Source organism: Treponema sp. R80B11-R83G3, assembly GCF_054786115.1.
The window spans coordinates 15737-33416 of the sequence record NZ_BDHF01000034.1 but is presented as its reverse complement, the minus strand read 5'-3'; the positions used below and the strand labels follow the sequence as shown (position 1 = coordinate 33416).

Sequence of the window (17680 nt, the reverse complement as noted above, 5' to 3'; positions counted from 1 at the left end):
GTATAATAGGTATTATATTATGGGACAGTGCCCAACTAGCCCCTAATTCACACAAACAAAATATACTTTTATAATACGATTGTGTCAGTAATAATATAACAATTTTTGGTTCGGTAATTTGCTCCTTAATAAAATTAATGAAATTTTTACCGCTTGGAATACCCATTCCCTCCAACGATGAGCAGAAAATATTATCTGAAGATACTCCGATACCTGTCTCAATTAAATCGACTAATTTATCGGCAATGCTCTTATTCTTGCTTGAATGGCTAATAAATATTTCTTTTGATGAAGGCATATGTTATTATATCCATAATATACATAAATAAGTCAAGGAGCATATTGCATATAAACTGTAGCGTCAAAGGAAACGCAACAGTATCAGGCACGAATATTTAACGTAGGACACGCACTAGCAGCAGCTATAACATTCGGGGCATCGCCTGGGGCGGGACAGCCGGAAATGAGAAGTTTGTCGCCGTGGGTAATGGCAAAGCGGCGTATTCGGCTGACGGTATAACATGGACAGCCCTATCGGACATCACATTCTACTACATCTACAGTATCGCATGGGGCGGTACTGCCGGAAACCAGAAGTTTGTCGCTGTGGGTAACAGTATTTTCGACAGGGGTAAAGGGCAAATGGCGTACTGGGACGGGAAGGAGGAATAAAAGAAGAGAGAAAAAAGGAAGAGAAGAATGGGGTGTCGCTCCCTGCCTATGAATAAAAACCTCTTATTCCCCTCTTTGTGTTCTTTGTACCTTCGTGCTCTTTGTGTGAAGTCTTCGGGATATAATTTTTGTAAAAGGACACGCAGCGTAGCTGACACTTGAATTTCATCTTGTGGTTTATTAACTGTTTAACCCTATGCATGAACTTTAGTCAATTCATTGCGAAGCAGGGAAGCAATAATTTCTGAAGGCAGTTTTCGGGAAGCTAGAGCCTTTGCGTTAAGAATTTTAGCGGTAGCTTCATCAATACCAACTACCTGAAAACCTTTACGTGAAAAGAAACCTGTCCCATTAGGGCCAAGTGTTGGAACAGTATCGGTTAGACGCTTATCAAGTTCCGCATATTCTTCTTCAGTCATATCACGCATAATTACTCCTATGTGCCCATTTGGGTTGCTACTTTATCACGCAAGGCCATCGCGTGAAATACTTTAATGGTATCATCATCAATAATATTATAAAAGACATCTATCGGATTGGCAACAGTGTCAAACCCAATAATAGCATATATATCATCTTCTCCCCACAAAAGACCGTCGTATATTTTCGTCTCAATTGCCATTTCTATATCGTCTTGGGTATATCCATGATCAAACGCTGATTTGACGAACAGTGTTTTGTCTGCCATTGGTCTCCATACCGCTATTGCGGATTATACTTACCATAATAAAAAAATGGTAAATGTCAAACGGGACCAAAGGTAGTTGCAAAAAAGTGTCACATTTTTTGCGCCTCTGCGACGTGATATACTCTAAAACTAGAAGCGATTAACGCATAGCTCTCGGACAATAACCCCCTCTTTTCTTCTTTGTGTTCTTCTCTTACTTTGTGTTCTTTGTAAGAGTCTTTGCGGAAAAAACCCGTGCGTAAAACACTCATGACAAAAGCTATTAAAAGCCTTAAAATTCCAATAACAAAATAAAAGATTAAGGAGTTTTATATGAAAAAGATTTTATGCATCATGGTATTAGCTTGCGTAGTTATGGGGGCGGCTTTTGCCCAACAAAAAAGCGCCGTGGCATTGGACTTGTTCCAACTGTTCAAGGGGTTTATCGCTACCGACAGCGACAGTGATTTTTCGGTCTTCGCTCTTTCCGCCGCTTATGAACGGCTTGTTGCTCCACACTTCAGTATCGGCGTGGACGTTGATGCGTATTTCTTAAAATTTGACGATACTGACGGCAATTATTTAGGCATTGCCGCCGAGGGGCGTTATTATCCTATGTCAGAAAATTTTGAAAAATTTTTCCTCGGCACGGCGCTTGGTTATAATCAATTGTCGATAGATGGAGAAACAAAATCGGAGAACGGCGGTTTTACAAGTCTTATTATTTCGCTGAAAATGGGCTACAAACTTGTATTCCCCAACAAAAATATTTATGTGGAACCGTCCCTTGCTTATGTTTTGTCAAAGTCTTCGGGAGGAGGACTCTTGGCTCTTTTTGGCGGTCCCAGTATCCCGACACCCTTGGGCTGGAACGGCGGCTTGCGTTTGGGTTTTATGTTTTGAGGAGGTGTCTCCGCTTCGCGGAGCCATGCTATTTAAATTGCCGCTCACGCGGCTAAAAATGAGGAGTGAATTATGAATAAAGGAAAACTGTTTTTTATTGTAACGGCGGCAATTCTGCCGGTGGCAATTCTGCTGATTTGTACGGCGTGTAAAGGTTCCTTTGTAGACCCGGGCATGATGGACTCGGTTCCCGGCAGCATAAGCAGCGGCGGTATTGGTGGCGGAGGAAGCAGTGGTGGTGGCACAGGCGGCGGCACTGGTGGCGGTGGCGGTACAGGTGGCGGTGGCGTAACATGGACAGCCGTAGCGGATACCAAATTCAGCACAAATATTCGCATCAAAGGCATCGCATGGGGTGGGACAGCCGGAAATGAGAAGTTTGTCGCCGTGGGGAGTGACCCCACTAGCAGCAGTGGCAGTAATACCATCAAAGCTGCGTATTCGGCTGACGGCGTAACATGGACAAGCATACGGGACACCACATTCGGCACAAGCAACATCAACGGCATCACCTGGGGCGGAACTGCCGGAAATGAGAAGTTTGTCGCCGTGGGAGAAAGAGGCAAAGCTGCGTATTCGGCTGACGGCGTAACATGGACAGCCGTATCGGATACTACATTCGGCAACAACTCCAACACAATCAACGCCATCGCATGGGGCGGGACAGCCGGAAATGAGAAGTTTGTCGCCGTGGGCGTTAACGGTAAAGCGGCATATTCAACTGACGGTGTAACATGGGCAACCGTATCGAATACTACATTCGGCAACAGTTATTCTATCAATGGCATCGCATGGGGCGGAACTGCCGGAAATGAGAAGTTTGTCGCCGTGGGCGTTAACGGCAAAGCGGCGTATTCTGCTGATGGCGTAACATGGACAGCCGTAGAGAAAGCAAACGGCAACGTGTCACAGCTAAGTGAAATCAACTGCATCGCCTGGGGCGGTCCTGCCGGAAAACAGAAGTTTATCAACGGGGGACCAGCCGGCAGAGCGGCGTATTCATCTGACGGCGTAACATGGACAAACATATCGGATACCAAATTCGAACAATTCGGCTCATCCTCCGAATCCATTTTCGGCATCGCCTGGGGCGGTACTGCCGGAAACCAGAAGTTTGTCGCCGTGGGAAGTAAAGGTAAAGCGGCATATTCGTCTGACGGCGTAACATGGACAGCCACCAACAACACCGACTTAGGCTGCTACGGCATCGCCTGGGGCGGTACTGCCGGAAACAAGAAGTTTGTCGCCGTGGGAACCGGCATCCCCAGCAAAGCGGCGTACTGGGGCGAGTATACAGGCGGCGGAACTGATACCCCTGTTACCTTTATCGGCGTAACCGCAGACGGCGATACAACGCAGTCTACTACGCGGTTAACGCTGACCTTTGACAAGGCAATTAGCGGTCTTACCAATACCGACATCACCTTGAGCGGCGTATCAGGCGTAATAAAAGGTGCTCTCAGCGGCTCTAATCCCTACACTTTGGACATAAGCGGCTTTTATACGAGTGGAACTTTAAGCGTGTCAGTTAATGAAGACGGTTGGAAACTAATAAACGGATCGCCAAAGACAGTGGACATTTATTATATCATTCCTGTTACTCTCAACAGCGTAACCGCTAATGGTTCTAGTTCGGGGGGCATTATTAGAAACACTACGCAGTTAACGCTGACCTTTGACAAGGCAATTAGTCTTTCCGCCAACAACATAACATTGACCGGCGTGGACGGCGTAACCAAAGGGACGCTCAGCGGTTCAGGAACATCGTACACTTTAGGCATTAGCGGCTTTATCGGGAGCGGAACTTTGAACGTGGCTATCGAAAAATCGGGTTATTACATAAGCGACTCACAGAAAACGGTAGAAATCTATTACACCCCAAATATTACGCTAAATAGCGTAACAGGCAACGGTTCTTCAACGAGTATGACTACACGATTGACTCTAACTTTTGATAACTCGATCGATGGACTTACTGCCAATGACATCACCTTGAGCGGCGTGTCCGGTGTGAGCAAAGGGTCACTCAGCGGTTCTAATCCATACACTTTGACAATCTCCGGTGGTAATACGAGCGGAACTTTGAGCGTGAATGTCGAGAAACAGAACCATGTAATAAGCGGTACGCCGAAAACCGTGTATTATTATTATGTTATTCCCGTTACCCTCTCCGTAACAGCCGATGGTAATTATAATCCTAATGGTAGTATTAATAACACTCCTACAACAAAATTGACATTGCAATTTTCACAATCAATTAACGGGCTTTCTGTCAATGACATAACATTGAACGCCGTGCAGGTCAATGTGATCAAAGGTACTTTCTACGCTTCCGGTACTTCCACTTACATTCTGCCAATCTCTTTTTCAAAAACATCAGGTGAGATTAGAAGTACTACAATAACTGTGACTGTAAAAAAAGCTGGATATGCGGATGTTAGCGCATCTACGACTATATGCTACTTTTACTAATAAAGCTAACAGGTAACGGCAACAGTATCTGATACCGAATTTCCATAGTGTGCATTGCCTTGCAATGTACACTATGGAATGTGTGGAGTTTTGCGACAGCAAAACTCCTAAGCTAAAAAAGCCGTAGGCTTTTTTAGCAGGCGGCACTAGTAGTCTGTAACAGCTAGATATTTACTAAGAAGACCTCTCGCAGAGGCGCATCGAACCCTTGGTTCGCAGGCGCAAAGTTGTTGTTCGCAGGATCGTCGTTTTTCCTTCAAGATTTTTATTTAAACTAATATATCTAGATCAAAGATACGTTATCGGACGAAAATTTTGCGCCTCTGCGTGATGAATTGTCTGCCCATCAATGTCAACAAGTTAAGGGGTTAAAAGCCTTTGATCTCCGCCGCTTTTTTAAATAACAGCACAAACTGATCAGGGGTTATCGCAGGAATGGCACTTGAAGAATAATCTTTAGTGTTTCGGGTAACAATATAATCAACAGAAAAACTTTTCCCAACGACAAACTGAACGGAATCTTCAAAGTCTTCCCAATCAAGATTCAAAGCCTCATAGATATTGCTGTCTGTTACAATTGCAGGGAGAAAAATCTCTAAAAGTTCTTTCATTGCTTCTTTAGTCGGCTTTTTGCCGAGAGTGCTTTTAGCAAGAAAGAAAATATCAGTTATTGCGGAAGCGGAGATAAAACCTGTAATAATATTTTTTCCGCCAATTTAGAGACAGCCTCCGAAACAGCAAAATCCTTGCGGTGAAGAAGAATGTCTAACGCGACATTGGTATCAATCAGGACTTTCATCAGAGGTGCTTTGCCAGCCTTTTCATGCGCCATTCATCAAGATCAATATCTCCCAAACTTGAGAGTATGCCCGATATGGCTTGTGTATGCGGACAGTCTTTTAACAATTCGTCAAATTCCTTTTCAGTAAAACGCGGTATACCGTTATTGGATTTGGGTTTTTCCTTTACAGGAAACAGGATTGTTATGTCTGTTTTCCCTTTTGGTATGTTTCGGGGAACATCAAGTATAACCCGATAGTCATCGGTAATATCTATTGTTTGTGTTATCGTCATATATTAAATATACTAAATAATGAAGAAAAAGGAAAGAGGCCGCAATGTCTCACAGGTAACGCAAAGGTAGCTGTTATCAAGGGATACGCGACATCACCATCTGCGAGTCTAAGCGTGGAATTCACGATATGATACCCCCCTGATTCTTTTTCGTGATCTTCTCTTCCTTAGTGTTCTTCCTTTGTGTGAGGTTTTTACGAGTATTTCTGGACGGTAAAAGATTTGTCAAATTTCCCCCAGACTGAAGTCCCCCTGAATTTTAAAATGATTTCCATCGCGCCGGACGGTAAGTTCACGTTCAGGAAAATGAAGGGGTAAAAGTTCCTTTATTTTTTCCGCAGCGGTTTCGTAGATTTCACGGCGCGCGTTATCGTCAACTTTTTCGAGAGTGGATATTGACACGTCGATAAGGTAGCCACGTCCCAATTCCGACCTGTAGCCGGGTGTAAAGTTGGCGCCTATGTTAAAAAGGCCGTCCGCCTCAGGATTGGCAGTTTCACCACGAGCGGGACGCGTGGGATGTAAAGGGTATCTGTCTCCATAAAGGTCTTCGATAAAGTTATCAACTTCATCAAAAAGTTTCTTCATGCGGTTATCAAATTCTATAATTTTCGGATGCCACATTTAATTATTATATGTTTATAAAACTAAATGAACAAGAATCTCTTATGGCTTTTATTGCTCAAAAACATATGTACCGTAAAGGAGATTTATTTCTTTTGTTAAAACATTAAAATTATATATTACAACTAATCTTGTATTTCGCCCGTCATCTCCTTCCTGTCTTTCAGCGCTTCGTTCAAGTTCATAAAACTTTGTTCTTATATTATCGTCATAGTCCCCATATTTTACGCCTGACATTGTTAAACCGCTAACAATATTATTTTTAAACGAGTAAGAGCCATGATATGCCGCGTCTAATATTTTTTCTTTATTAGCAAGATCAAATATGTGAATTACTCTTACGTCGGGACCAGTTCCTTCATCAATAAATAATAAGTCATTATAAATACCCTTATAATGATAAGGTCCATCACCTGAAGCATACAATTTATTTCCTGAATCCCTATATTCCGTTGTTTTTAAGTTTTTGTCGTACTCATAGACGCAAATCCCGTTATCATACCAGAATCCTGCGGCTTCAGAGAATATTGATTCTTCTAATACTATATATTTGTCATTAATGTCGATTTCACTAACACGTATTTCAGAGGATATTTCGGTAAGATCAGCGTCCTCAACTTTTTCATTGGCAGTATTATTATTTTCAGGTATTACTGTAACCTCTTCAGGGATAACTGTAACCGCAGGCGTTTTCTTGCACATGGCAAGAAAAACCAATAAAATAATATAAAGAATTAGTGGTTTTCTCATATAATTAAATATACGAAAATATTATATTATTATCAAGAAAATTTATACAAGAAGAGTCACACAAAGAACACTAAGGGGGCGAAAATAAATGAGCAATGGGAAATGAGCAATTAGCAATGTTTTTGTTCGAAATCTAAGCACGAACTTCACGATAAGATAACGGACAACACCCCCACTCCCTACTCCCCACTTCCTAGACATTGTGCTCTTCTCTTCCTTCGTGTTCTTAGTGTGAAATCTTCTTCAATTCTTCATTTTTTCCACAGTCCCGTAAACGGTATTTTCAATGTTACCATAGTGCCTTCGCCTTTTTCGCTGTCTATGGTCACTTCCGCCTGAATCGAGGCGGCGCGTTCATAAATGTTCCATAATCCGTAGTGGCCGCCGTCGGAGCGCAACGTCCGCAGGCTGTCCCTGTCGGGCGGCGAAAAGCCCTTGCCGTTATCGGATATGCAAATTACCAGTTCGCCTTCTTTGACGCTTCGGACTATCACCGACGTTTCAGAAGCTTCGGCGTGTTTCTCGATATTTGTTAAACATTCCTGCACAATGCGGAAACTTTGAAGCTGAATATCGCCGTCCAAAGACCCCGGTAAAAGATTGTCCTGAATAACAAGCTGACATTCAATGCCTGTCCGTTGTTCAAAATTATAACAAAGGTTGTGCAGAGCGTCATCAAAACGCCGCCGTTGAAAATCGGGCGGGATAAGGTTGTCGCAAATGGTTCTTACCCTCTGCATTACTTCTTTCTGCCCCTTTACGACTTCCGCGCAAAGTTTGCTCCTCTGCGTATTTTCATCAGTCTTGTCTATGCTTTCCGTCTGAAACGAAAGCCTCCACAAATCCTGCGCGACCGTATCGTGCAATTCACGCGCTATACGCAAGCGTTCCCGCTCCTGCGTTATTATGGTTTCCCGCGAAAAGGCAAGGCTTTGTTGTTCCCTTCTTTCAGCCTTATCAACCCTCGCGTCCTGCACAATTAAAGCAAGAATAACGGCTATGACCAACACTGAAAAGAAAAAGAAAAGTAAAAAATAATCCCGCTGGCTTGCGTCGGATAAATTATTATCAATGCGTTGCAACAGGTCAAGGCTTGCGTCTATTTCAACCGCCGTCAAATAAAACGCCTGATTGTCGTTGTTTTTTACGGCAGTTTTAAGGCGGTCTGCCGCTGAATTGACATCCGCAAGGTATTGTATTCCTTCCGGGCGGTGTATTTGATACAGGTCGCCGATAGGGGATGCAAAAAAACCAGTAAGAGTAAGGCAAAAATCGTCAATACGGCTCTCAAGTCCGTCTGCGGAAGAATTAAAATCTTTTTTTATATCAAGCCATTTTCTGGAAATGGAAGAAATAGACTGATGAGACTGACTATTGTCACAGCCTGCAAATAAATTTGCTACAAATAAAATTACGGCGGTTAATAACACTAAGAGTTTTAATTTCTTATACTGCCGCTTGAAAAAATTTTGCATTTATTGCATGATAAAGTATTTATGAAGGCAATTCAACTCATAAAAATTATTGTTCTCTGTATTGTGTCCGCCGTGTGCAACGTGGCGCTTTCACATTTTGTTCTTAATGTGGCAAGGCTTCCTTTATATCTGGACACTATTTTTACGGTAGCCGTATGTTTCAGCGCGAGTTTGCCGGCGGGTCTTTTGACAGGAGCGCTTTACTTTCTCTTTAGTTCTTTTGTGTCCATGTATTTTTTTAATCTTTCTTTATCTAATGTCATAACAGGTTGTTTTATGTATATCTGCATAATTGTTGAAGCGCTGTTGGTTTGTTTTTTACACGGTAAAATGAAAAAGCGGGAGGAGCCTTTTCTTCAACATCCTTCGCTGGAATTATTTATCGACATTACCCCACTTCTTCTTGGGCTGGTCGCGCTTGATTGCATTGCCATAAGCGTAACAGGCGGCATCATTGACTATACCATTACGTCGTTTTCCATGCCCCGCTTACTGTACCCGGAAGATTCTTTTAAAATCGGTCTCTTGCGCAACAATGTCCCGCTCTTGGCAACCGCCATTCTTTCACGCATACCCATCAATATCGTAGACAGGTTTATCGCCATTTTCGGCGGTTACGGCGTTTCGCTGTTGTACAGGAAGTGGCTGGTTAATGCTAAGTAACGCTAAGACATCTCACAAATGACACAAAGTAAGGATTGATAATACAAACATCTAGTCAAATATCCGTTTTTAAGATAAAATATACTTATGTTCGATAAATTCATTAAGGCGCTTTTTGGTTCTCAAAATGAGCGGGACCTAAAGGCCCTTATGCCCATACTTCAAAAAGTAAACGAAAAAGAAAGCTGGGCGCAGTCTCTTCCTGCTGAGGATTTTCCCCGTCAAACCGCTCTTTTCCGCGAGCGTCATAAAAACGGCGAAACCCTTGACAGCATTTTACCGGAAGCTTTCGCGCTGGCAAGGGAAGCGGGACTGCGTATTTTGGGGGAACGCGCCTACGATACGCAGATTCTTGGCTCCATTGTCCTGCATCTGGGAAAGATTGCCGAATTAAAAACAGGGGAAGGCAAAACTTTGATGGTAGTCGCCGCGGCCTACCTGAACGCGATTCCCGGAGACGGAATTCATGTCGTTACCGTAAACGATTATCTTGCAAGCAGAGACGCGGAGTGGATGATGCCCATTTTTAATTATCTTGGCATCAGCGTGGGCACGATTCTTTCACACATGGATAACGAACAGCGCAAGGAAAATTACAGATGCGACGTTACTTACGGCACAAACAATGAATTTGGTTTTGATTACTTGCGCGACAATATGCACCGCGATATGGAAAGCAGAGTCCAGCGCGGGCATAATTTTTGCATAGTTGACGAAATCGATTCAATTTTAATTGACGAAGCGCGCACGCCGTTGATTATTTCGGGAGCGGCGGAAGACGACACATATAAATTTGCCGAAGTTGATAAAATGATTGGCAGTCTTCGCGAAGTTGAAAAAAAAGAAAATGGCGAATATCCCGATGAAACTCAGGGAGAAACGGTTAAAGGCGATTATAAGTTAAACGAAAAAAATAAAAGCGTTTCTTTTTCCAATCAGGGGCAGGCTACTATCGAAGAATTGCTTAAAAAACGCGGCCTTATTCAAGGGGCGATTGTAGACGAAGAAAATTTTGAGTACATTCACTATTTTACCCAGAGTTTAAAGGCGCATAAACTTTTTCATATCGATGTTGATTATGTCGTGCAGGACGGGCAGGTTCAAATTGTCGATGAATTCACAGGCCGTATATTGCACGGCAGGCGTTATTCTGACGGGCTTCATCAGGCTATTGAAGCGAAGGAACGGATTAAAATCGCCCAGCGCAACAGGACTCTGGCTACCATTACTTTTCAGAATTATTTCAGGCTGTACAAAAAAATCTCAGGCATGACGGGAACGGCGGATACTGAGGCTGTGGAGTTTGAAAAGATTTACAAGCTTTCAGTCGTGGTTGTTCCTACAAACAAGCCCGTCGTCCGCAACGATGAGAATGATTTAGTCTACCTTGGCGAATCCGATAAATACAAAGCGTTATGCGATGAAATCGCGGAGGCGAATAAAAAAGGCCAGCCCATGCTTGTAGGGACGGTCTCCATAGAAAAGTCCGAGAAAATTTCTTCCCTGCTGACTCGCAGGGGAGTGCGGCACGAAGTGTTAAACGCAAAAAATCACGCGCGGGAAGCGCTTATCATTTCGGAAGCGGGAGCGAAAGGTTCAGTTACTATTGCGACTAACATGGCGGGGCGCGGGACTGACATTAAATTGGGGGGGAATCCCGAACATCGCGCTAGAAGACGCGCCGGAACAAACGCTACGGAAGAGCAGTATTCTGCAATTTACAAAGACGAACTGGAAAAATGGAAAAAAGATTATGAAGAAGTGAAATCCCTCGGCGGGCTTTATGTGATAGGAACCGAGCGGCATGAAAGCAGGCGTATCGATAACCAGCTTCGCGGGCGTTCGGGGCGGCAGGGAGATCCCGGAAAGAGCAAATTTTTCATTTCCATGGACGATGAGCTTATGCGCTTATTCGGCGGGGAGCGCATGAAAAACATCATGTCAAAGATTGGGATGTCAGGCGGGGACGCCATTAACCACCCGATGTTGAATAAAAGCATAGAAAACGCGCAGAAGAAAGTAGAGGAGCGCAACTTTGAAATCCGCAAACACCTTTTGGATTATGACGACGTAATGAACCAGCAGCGTAAATTTATTTACGAACAGCGCGATGAGATACTTGTTGACAATGATTTAAAAAAACGCGTAAACGACGCTACTGCGGATATTATAGGCGACTATATTGACGAGTTTAACCGGTCAGCAAGAAACGATCAAAACGAGGCGTTAAAAGATTTAATCGAAAAACTCCATACAAAGTTCGGCTATTCGCTTGTTGTCGATTCTGAAAGCAAAGAGTATAAAAATTCTGAAACGTTGGAAAAACGAATAATTGCCGATCTTGAACAGGATTTGCTTAATAAAGAAAATATAATCGGGCATGATTACCTTAATTTATTTATCCGTGACAATTATTTAAGCGTGATAGACCGCAAGTGGCTTGATCATCTTGAAAACATGGAAGCCCTGCGCGAGGCCGTGTACCTGCGCCATTACGCGCAAAAAAATCCGCTAACGGAATACAAGGTGGAAGGCTTTCAGATTTTTGAAGAAATGATCGAAGAAATAAGGCAGATGATCGCTTCACGCCTTCACCTGATACGCATTCAAGTTGCGGAAGGGGGGCCGCGAAGACCGGTAAGCAGATCCATCGGCGCGAATCAGTCGGCAAGCCACAGCAGTATGGGTTCTTTTGCCGGCGCGAGACAAGGCGCTTCCGCCTCGGCAGGTTCCCCTATGGATAAGGCAAGCCGCCCTGACGGCGTGACTGTAGTGCGAAGCCATCCCAAAGTTGGCCGTAATGACCCCTGCCCTTGCGGCAGCGGAAAAAAATATAAGGTGTGCCATGGAAGATAAAATTTTCGCGTTACGGACGCTATTAATAATTTTAATTGCTTTTTTGTTTTTATCATGCGACGGTTTTCTTGACTTTATTAAAGTTAATGATGATGATTCAAGTAATTTCTGGGCTTACAATTATACGACGAATAAAGATTATAAAGTAAAAGCCGAATTAATTATTAAAGGCGCTTATTGCAATGTCTGGGTGGAAAAAAACAGCGGCGTAAGTAAGACGCAGGCAAAAAATATCGCCGATGAATATGACGGTAAAATCCATGAGCTTATGATAAACACATTTGGTATTGAAAATCCTTCTTATAATGACGAAACTTTCTCTGATATTATGGAAGTTGCGGATTATTTGGGCGATGAAGACGGAAAACTTTGTATTCTCCTTTTGGATATAAAGGATGATTATCAAAAAGGAGTAAATGAATCTTATGTCGCCGGTTATTTTTGGGCCGGTAATTTTTATAGTATGTCAGGATCAAATCAGCGTGATATGATCTATATAGATACTAATCCCGGAATGAAAGGTGAAAAAAATATTGAAAATGCGTTTACTACGCTCGCCCATGAAATGCAGCATATGATGAACTTTGTTACAAGAAGAGTAAAAAATTCAAATGCTCTTATGGATGTATGGATTGATGAAGGGCTTTCATCCGCCGCGGAATATATTGTTAGTGGCGGAGATCATTCGTTAGACAGGATAGACTGGTATAATGAAAATGGCGACAATAAAGCTAATATTAAGGGGCTAATTGATCAAGGCAATAATTTTTTTGTTTGGGATAATCATAAAGAAAATAGATACGCGATATTGGATGATTATTCGACCGTTTATCTTTTTTTCCAGTGGCTTAGGCTCCAAAAAGGAATAGGCGTCTATCGTGATATTATCTCTTCAAATTATACTGATTATCAAGCTGTAGAAAACGCAATGGGCGAAGATTGGGATACTTTGCTTAAAAACTGGATGGCGGCTAACTATATAAATGACAGTACTGGGGAATACGGTTATAAAAGCGATATTCCGGAAATCACCGCCCACACCGCGCCCGCTGGAATAACACGTATCAGCCTTTATCCCGGAGAAGGCGTTTACAGTCTGACGGACGCGAGTGATACAATGCCGGCTCAAGGCGTAAATATTAAATATGCGGGACTGGATAAAACTTCTGTAACAGTGAGTGACAGCGCTGTTTTTGCCGCAGGCAGATTGCTTACATATAATATAAACACATTATTGAGCGGCAGAGCGGAAACAGGAATAACAACCGGAATAGCCGCAAGCGTAAACATAGCGCATAAAGGCAGGTCGGCGGTTTCTTCGTATTCAGGGCCTTACCGCATAGGGGCAGGCGACATACTTTCCCGAAATGGGAAAAATAGGGATTTTCCATTATGGGATACTCAGGATAAGTAAGAGGGCTGGAATGTTAAACGCAAGACAGTATTTAATTTTTATTATTTTTCTGATTGCGTTTGCCCCAATGGTTTTTTCATTTGGGGGGAGGGAAAAAACCAAAGAGCCGTTGAATGTTATTCAGGTTACGGGAACGGTAAGGCTTACCGGAAACGCCAATTTCCCCGAATTAATAATATCTGATTCTGAAAATTCATGGGTTGTGGTAAAAGAAGAAATGGATAAATTGCATGACCTTCAACACAGGACGGTAACTGTTGAAGGCGAGGAAACTGTTACTGAATTATTTTTTGCAAACGGTCTAAGCGCGGGGTTGCGCAGAGAACTGCGAAATATCAAATTAATTGCCGTTCTGCAATAGCCTCTTGAGTCATCGCGTCGCACATTTCGTTATATTCATTTCCAGCGTGCCCTTTGACCCACTCCCACTTGAGCGGAAACTCGCTTGAAAGGGAATCCAGTTCCATCCACAAATCCTGATTTTTTACCGGTTTTTTATCGGCGGTTTTCCATGCGTTGCGTTTCCAGTTGCGTATCCATTCCGTTATGCCCTTCTGCACGTACTGTGAGTCCGTTATTACCGCCGCCTGGCGCGGGACATCGGTCTTCGTTTTTAGGGCGCGTAACGCCATGATGACGGCGGTTAATTCCATCCTGTTGTTGGTCGTCTCTTTTTCTGAGCCTTTCTCTTTGGCGATTACCTGCTCTCCCTGAAAAGTCTGCTGAACCATGACATAAGCCCACCCTCCTGGACCGGGGTTACCGGAACATCCGCCGTCAGTATAAATTTTAAAAGACGCTTCAATCATATTACCGCCATATCTTTAAAGTTTCGACGTTTGACGCCATTTTTCTATCCTGTCCCATGCGGCGTTTATCTTTGCGGACTTTTCCGTCGCTTTTTTATAATTGCCCTCGTGCCCCGCATGTCGGTCGGGGTGGTGGATTTTTAATAAATTTTTATAAGCGGCTTTGCAGGTTTCGTTATCCGCGCCAAATTGGACTCCCAGTAAATCAAAATCAGGACGCAATTCCTCAGGCGGCAGTTTAGCGCCGGAAGGCTTTGCGCCGCTAAAACCTTTGTTTGCCTCTTTTTCAAAACGGTACTCTTTACGGTTCAGGTAATCGTCCAATTCTTCATAAGCAGCGTCGTAATCAGGATCGCCTGTCGATTTAAACCGTCCCGCAGTCTCATTGCCAAAATCGTTGAAGTAGCTGTTAATGATAGTTCCTAACCTGTCAAAGATACCCACGTTATTCCCGCCGTTATTTTATCAATGTCGCGAGCATTACCGCTTTTATCGTATGTTTGCGGTTTTCAGCTTGATCCCACGCCCTGCTTTGTTTCCCGTCAATCACGTCGGCTGTAACTTCTTCGCCCTTAACAGCCGGCAGGCAGTGAAGAAAAATGGCGCCGCTTTTGCCAGTCATATCCATCAATTTTTGGTTTACCTGATACGGGCTTAAAAGCTTTACCCGCTCTTCCTTTTGATCTTCCTCGCCCATCGAAGTCCATACGTCGGTGTACAAAGCGTCCGCGCCTTTTACCGCTCCTAAATCGGGAGTTACAGTTATAACCGCGCCCGATGTTTTGGCGAGAGCATTGCACTTTTGCAGAAGTTCGCTATCCGCGTTAAGTTGCGGGGGCGTTATTACCGTAAAATTTACCCCCAATTTGGCGCAAATTATCATCAACGCTCTTGCCACATTATTGCGTCCGTCGCCCACGTAGCAAAGCGTCAGTCCCTTTAGAGCGCCAAAATTTTCCTGCAAGGTTAAAAGATCCGCCAAAGCCTGAGTTGGGTGATCAATATCCGTCAGTCCGTTATAAACGGGAACCTGTGAGTATTTTGCGAGTATTTCGGCGGTTTCCTGCTTAAAACCCCGAAATTGAATCGCGCTGAACATTCTGCCAAGGACGCGGGCAGTGTCTTCCAGCGCCTCTTTTACGCCAAGGTGGATGTCCGCAGAGGAGAGGAATACGGGGTGTCCGCCCTCTTCGCCAAAAGCGGTCTCAAAGGCGCATCTTGTGCGGGTGGAGCGTTTTTCAAAGAGCAGGGCAAGGGTTTTTCCCTCAAAACGCCTGAATTTCTTCCCTTTTTTTGCCTCAGTTTTAACCTTCATGGAAAGCTTCAATAAATACTCAATTTCCTGCGGGGAATAATCCAAAAGTGTAAGAAATGACCTTCCAAATAACGATACAGACACGCTAAACCTCCTTAGTGACAATTCACCCGTCCCGAGTGAAAACACTGTATAAAGATCGACTATTTTTTTTCATTATAGTATAATATGATATGTTTAGTAAGCCATAAACAAAGAAAAAAGGAGCAAAAAGGATGAATCAAGATATTATTGAAAGAGCGAAAGATTATATCTCCAGGGAAAAGGACGAATCTTTCAAACAAGAAGTTGAAAAACTTTTAAAGGACGGAGGTGAAGCCGCGCAGAAGGAGCTTGATGACCGTTTCTATCAGCATCTGGAATTCGGCACGGGCGGCCTTCGCGGGGTAATCGGCGGCGGCTATAACCGCATGAATACCCTCGTGGTAAAAAGCGCCACTCAGGGGCTTGCCACCTACATTATTAAAACATTCCCCCAAAAAAGCGCAAAAGGGGAGTTAAAAGCGGTAATCGCTTTTGACAGCCGCCACTATTCGGCGGAGTTCTCGCTTGCCTGCGCTCTGATATTTGCGGCTAACGGCATAAAGACGTATCTTTTTTCATCACTGCGTCCCACGCCGGAATTGTCATTCGCTATTCGCCATCTTCACTGTGATACGGGCATAGTCGTAACCGCAAGCCACAACCCGCCGCAGTACAACGGCTATAAAGCGTACTGGAACGACGGCTCTCAGGTTATCCCCCCGCACGATGTCGGCATTATCGAAGAAGTAAACAATGTTAAGGATATAAAAGAAATTTCAAAACAAGAGGCTCTGGACAAGGGGCTTTTAGAAATAATCGACAAAGAAGTTGACGACGCGTATCAGGCAATGGTCAAGTCGCGCCTGTTCAGGCCTGCCCTTATTAAAGAAAAAGCTGGAGAAGTAAAGATTGTTTACACCCCCCTGCATGGAACGGGCGCGATGCACGTAGAGAGAGTTCTGGGTGACCTTGGATTAAAAGTGATTACAGTCCCCGAACAGCGCGAAGGAAACGGCGACTTCCCAACAGTGGCGTTCCCCAATCCTGAAGAAGCCGCCGCGCTGGACATGGCTATTAAACTGGGAGCCAAAGAAAAAGCCGACGTAGTAATGGCTACCGACCCGGATGCCGACCGCTTCGGCATTGCAGTACCGAATAAACAGGGCGGCTTTACGCTTGTTACGGGCAACCAAATGGGCGTTCTGCTTGCCGATTATATTTTCCTGTCCCTTAAAGAATTGGGAAAACTTCCCAAAAACGCCGCTATGGTCAACTCCATTGTTACAACCGGAATGCAAAAAAAAGTCGCCGAATATTACGGCGGCGAATGTCAGGAGTGCCTTACCGGCTTTAAATGGATTGCCGATGTTATGCGCAAGTGGGAACACGGCGAGCTTGGAGGCAAAACCTATGTCTTTGGCACAGAAGAAAGCTACGGCTACAACATAGAGACGGAAGTCCGCGACAAAGACGGAGTTTCCGCTGCGGCGTTAACGGCGGAAATGACCCTCTACTGGCGCGGCAAGGGGAAAAGCCTTCTTGACCGCCTTGACGAGCTTTATCATATCTGCGGTTATTGGCAGGAATTGGGAATCTCAAAGTACTTCAAGGGACCGGAAGGCCCTTCGATTATGAACGGTATAATGGAAGAATACCGCAAAAATCCGCCGAAAACACTCGGCGGCATAAATATAGCGAAAGTTCGCGATATTAAAAACGGCGCGGACGGTCTTCCGCCAAGCGACGTATTGCAGTTCTTCCTTGCCGATGGCACTGTTGTAAGCGCCCGTCCAAGCGGCACCGAGCCAAAGATTAAGTTTTACGCGACCTGTTGCGCAGAGGTCGGCAAAAGCGGTTTGGAAGAGGCAAAAGCCGAAGTTGCCCGTAAATTGGACGCAATTAAGAAGGATATCCGTTCTGTTATCGGGGACTAGAAATATCTGTTTTTTTTAGGAAAATATG

20 protein-coding genes are annotated in these 17680 nt (G+C 44.0%); 8 read left to right on the top strand and 12 right to left on the bottom strand.

Annotated features, from left to right (window positions below):
* On the bottom strand, positions 1 to 298 hold a 298-nt coding region (locus tag ACYVRH_RS06645; protein WP_461256141.1), incomplete at its 3' end, for a toll/interleukin-1 receptor domain-containing protein.
* 182 nt (positions 299 to 480) lie between these two features.
* On the opposite strand from ACYVRH_RS06645, the gene ACYVRH_RS06640 reads away from it, so the two are divergent.
* Complete coding sequence (locus ACYVRH_RS06640) at positions 481 to 672, top strand: hypothetical protein (RefSeq protein ID WP_461256140.1); 192 nt, start codon at positions 481 to 483, stop codon at positions 670 to 672.
* Between the two features lie 194 nt (positions 673 to 866).
* Here ACYVRH_RS06640 and ACYVRH_RS06635 read toward each other — a convergent pair whose 3' ends face one another.
* Together ACYVRH_RS06635 and ACYVRH_RS06630 are read right to left on the bottom strand one after the other, a co-directional pair.
* Positions 867 to 1091 (bottom strand): hypothetical protein, encoded by a 225-nt coding sequence (locus ACYVRH_RS06635; RefSeq protein ID WP_461256139.1) that lies wholly within the window; start codon positions 1089 to 1091, stop codon positions 867 to 869.
* 17 nt (positions 1092 to 1108) lie between these two features.
* Entirely contained in the window at positions 1109 to 1360 is a 252-nt protein-coding gene (locus tag ACYVRH_RS06630; protein WP_461256138.1) for a hypothetical protein, read from the bottom strand.
* Positions 1361 to 1672: 312 nt separating this feature from the next.
* Between ACYVRH_RS06630 and ACYVRH_RS06625 the strand changes: the two genes are divergently transcribed.
* Together ACYVRH_RS06625 and ACYVRH_RS06620 are read left to right on the top strand one after the other, a co-directional pair.
* On the top strand, positions 1673 to 2242 hold the full coding sequence (locus tag ACYVRH_RS06625) for a DUF3575 domain-containing protein (RefSeq protein WP_461256137.1): 570 nt from the start codon (positions 1673 to 1675) through the stop codon (positions 2240 to 2242).
* Positions 2243 to 2314: 72 nt separating this feature from the next.
* Complete coding sequence (locus tag ACYVRH_RS06620; RefSeq protein ID WP_461256136.1) at positions 2315 to 4714, top strand: beta strand repeat-containing protein; 2400 nt, start codon at positions 2315 to 2317, stop codon at positions 4712 to 4714.
* A 368-nt stretch (positions 4715 to 5082) separates the two neighbouring features.
* Here ACYVRH_RS06620 and ACYVRH_RS06615 read toward each other — a convergent pair whose 3' ends face one another.
* From ACYVRH_RS06615 to ACYVRH_RS06590, 6 genes are all read right to left on the bottom strand, one after another.
* Positions 5083 to 5376, bottom strand: a complete 294-nt coding sequence (locus ACYVRH_RS06615; protein WP_461256143.1) for a PIN domain-containing protein — start codon at positions 5374 to 5376, stop codon at positions 5083 to 5085.
* Between the two features lie 5 nt (positions 5377 to 5381).
* Positions 5382 to 5513 carry a hypothetical protein gene (locus ACYVRH_RS06610; RefSeq protein ID WP_461256135.1) on the bottom strand — a complete coding sequence of 44 codons (132 nt, stop codon included), beginning with the start codon at positions 5511 to 5513 and terminating at the stop codon, positions 5382 to 5384.
* Entirely contained in the window at positions 5513 to 5788 is a 276-nt protein-coding gene (locus ACYVRH_RS06605; protein WP_461256134.1) for a hypothetical protein, read from the bottom strand. The genes ACYVRH_RS06610 and ACYVRH_RS06605 overlap by 1 nt, the downstream gene beginning before the upstream one ends.
* 225 nt (positions 5789 to 6013) lie before the next feature.
* The gene (locus tag ACYVRH_RS06600; RefSeq protein WP_461256133.1) at positions 6014 to 6376 is read right to left on the bottom strand and encodes a hypothetical protein; all 363 of its coding nucleotides are present in this window, start codon (positions 6374 to 6376) and stop codon (positions 6014 to 6016) included.
* A gap of 87 nt (positions 6377 to 6463) precedes the next feature.
* Entirely contained in the window at positions 6464 to 7162 is a 699-nt protein-coding gene (locus tag ACYVRH_RS06595) for a hypothetical protein (RefSeq protein ID WP_461256132.1), read from the bottom strand.
* Between the two features lie 251 nt (positions 7163 to 7413).
* Complete coding sequence (locus ACYVRH_RS06590; RefSeq protein ID WP_461256131.1) at positions 7414 to 8637, bottom strand: sensor histidine kinase; 1224 nt, start codon at positions 8635 to 8637, stop codon at positions 7414 to 7416.
* Positions 8638 to 8658: 21 nt separating this feature from the next.
* On the opposite strand from ACYVRH_RS06590, the gene ACYVRH_RS06585 reads away from it, so the two are divergent.
* The 4 genes from ACYVRH_RS06585 (at position 8659) to ACYVRH_RS06570 (ending at position 13931) form a co-directional block, all read left to right on the top strand.
* Positions 8659 to 9300, top strand: a complete 642-nt coding sequence (locus ACYVRH_RS06585) for a hypothetical protein (RefSeq protein WP_461256130.1) — start codon at positions 8659 to 8661, stop codon at positions 9298 to 9300.
* Positions 9301 to 9387: 87 nt separating this feature from the next.
* On the top strand, positions 9388 to 12156 hold the full coding sequence (secA, locus tag ACYVRH_RS06580; RefSeq protein ID WP_461256129.1) for a preprotein translocase subunit SecA: 2769 nt from the start codon (positions 9388 to 9390) through the stop codon (positions 12154 to 12156).
* Complete coding sequence (locus ACYVRH_RS06575; protein ID WP_461256128.1) at positions 12146 to 13570, top strand: M30 family metallopeptidase; 1425 nt, start codon at positions 12146 to 12148, stop codon at positions 13568 to 13570. The genes secA and ACYVRH_RS06575 overlap by 11 nt, the downstream gene beginning before the upstream one ends.
* Positions 13571 to 13580: 10 nt before the next feature.
* A complete protein-coding gene (locus ACYVRH_RS06570) occupies positions 13581 to 13931 on the top strand; it encodes a hypothetical protein (RefSeq protein ID WP_461256127.1) in 351 nt (116 codons plus the stop codon).
* Here the strand turns inward: ACYVRH_RS06570 and rnhA are convergent.
* Genes rnhA through argF form a run of 3 tightly spaced genes read right to left on the bottom strand, consistent with a single transcriptional unit; the run spans position 13906 to position 15778 of the window.
* Positions 13906 to 14379 (bottom strand): ribonuclease HI, encoded by a 474-nt coding sequence (rnhA, locus tag ACYVRH_RS06565; RefSeq protein ID WP_461256126.1) that lies wholly within the window; start codon positions 14377 to 14379, stop codon positions 13906 to 13908. The genes ACYVRH_RS06570 and rnhA overlap by 26 nt on opposite strands.
* A 15-nt stretch (positions 14380 to 14394) precedes the next feature.
* Positions 14395 to 14823 carry a J domain-containing protein gene (locus ACYVRH_RS06560; protein WP_461256125.1) on the bottom strand — a complete coding sequence of 143 codons (429 nt, stop codon included), beginning with the start codon at positions 14821 to 14823 and terminating at the stop codon, positions 14395 to 14397.
* 13 nt (positions 14824 to 14836) lie between these two features.
* Entirely contained in the window at positions 14837 to 15778 is a 942-nt protein-coding gene (gene argF, locus ACYVRH_RS06555; protein ID WP_461256124.1) for an ornithine carbamoyltransferase, read from the bottom strand.
* Between the two features lie 131 nt (positions 15779 to 15909).
* Between argF and ACYVRH_RS06550 the strand changes: the two genes are divergently transcribed.
* Complete coding sequence (locus tag ACYVRH_RS06550; protein ID WP_461256123.1) at positions 15910 to 17652, top strand: phospho-sugar mutase; 1743 nt, start codon at positions 15910 to 15912, stop codon at positions 17650 to 17652.
* Positions 17653 to 17680 lie beyond the last annotated feature (28 nt).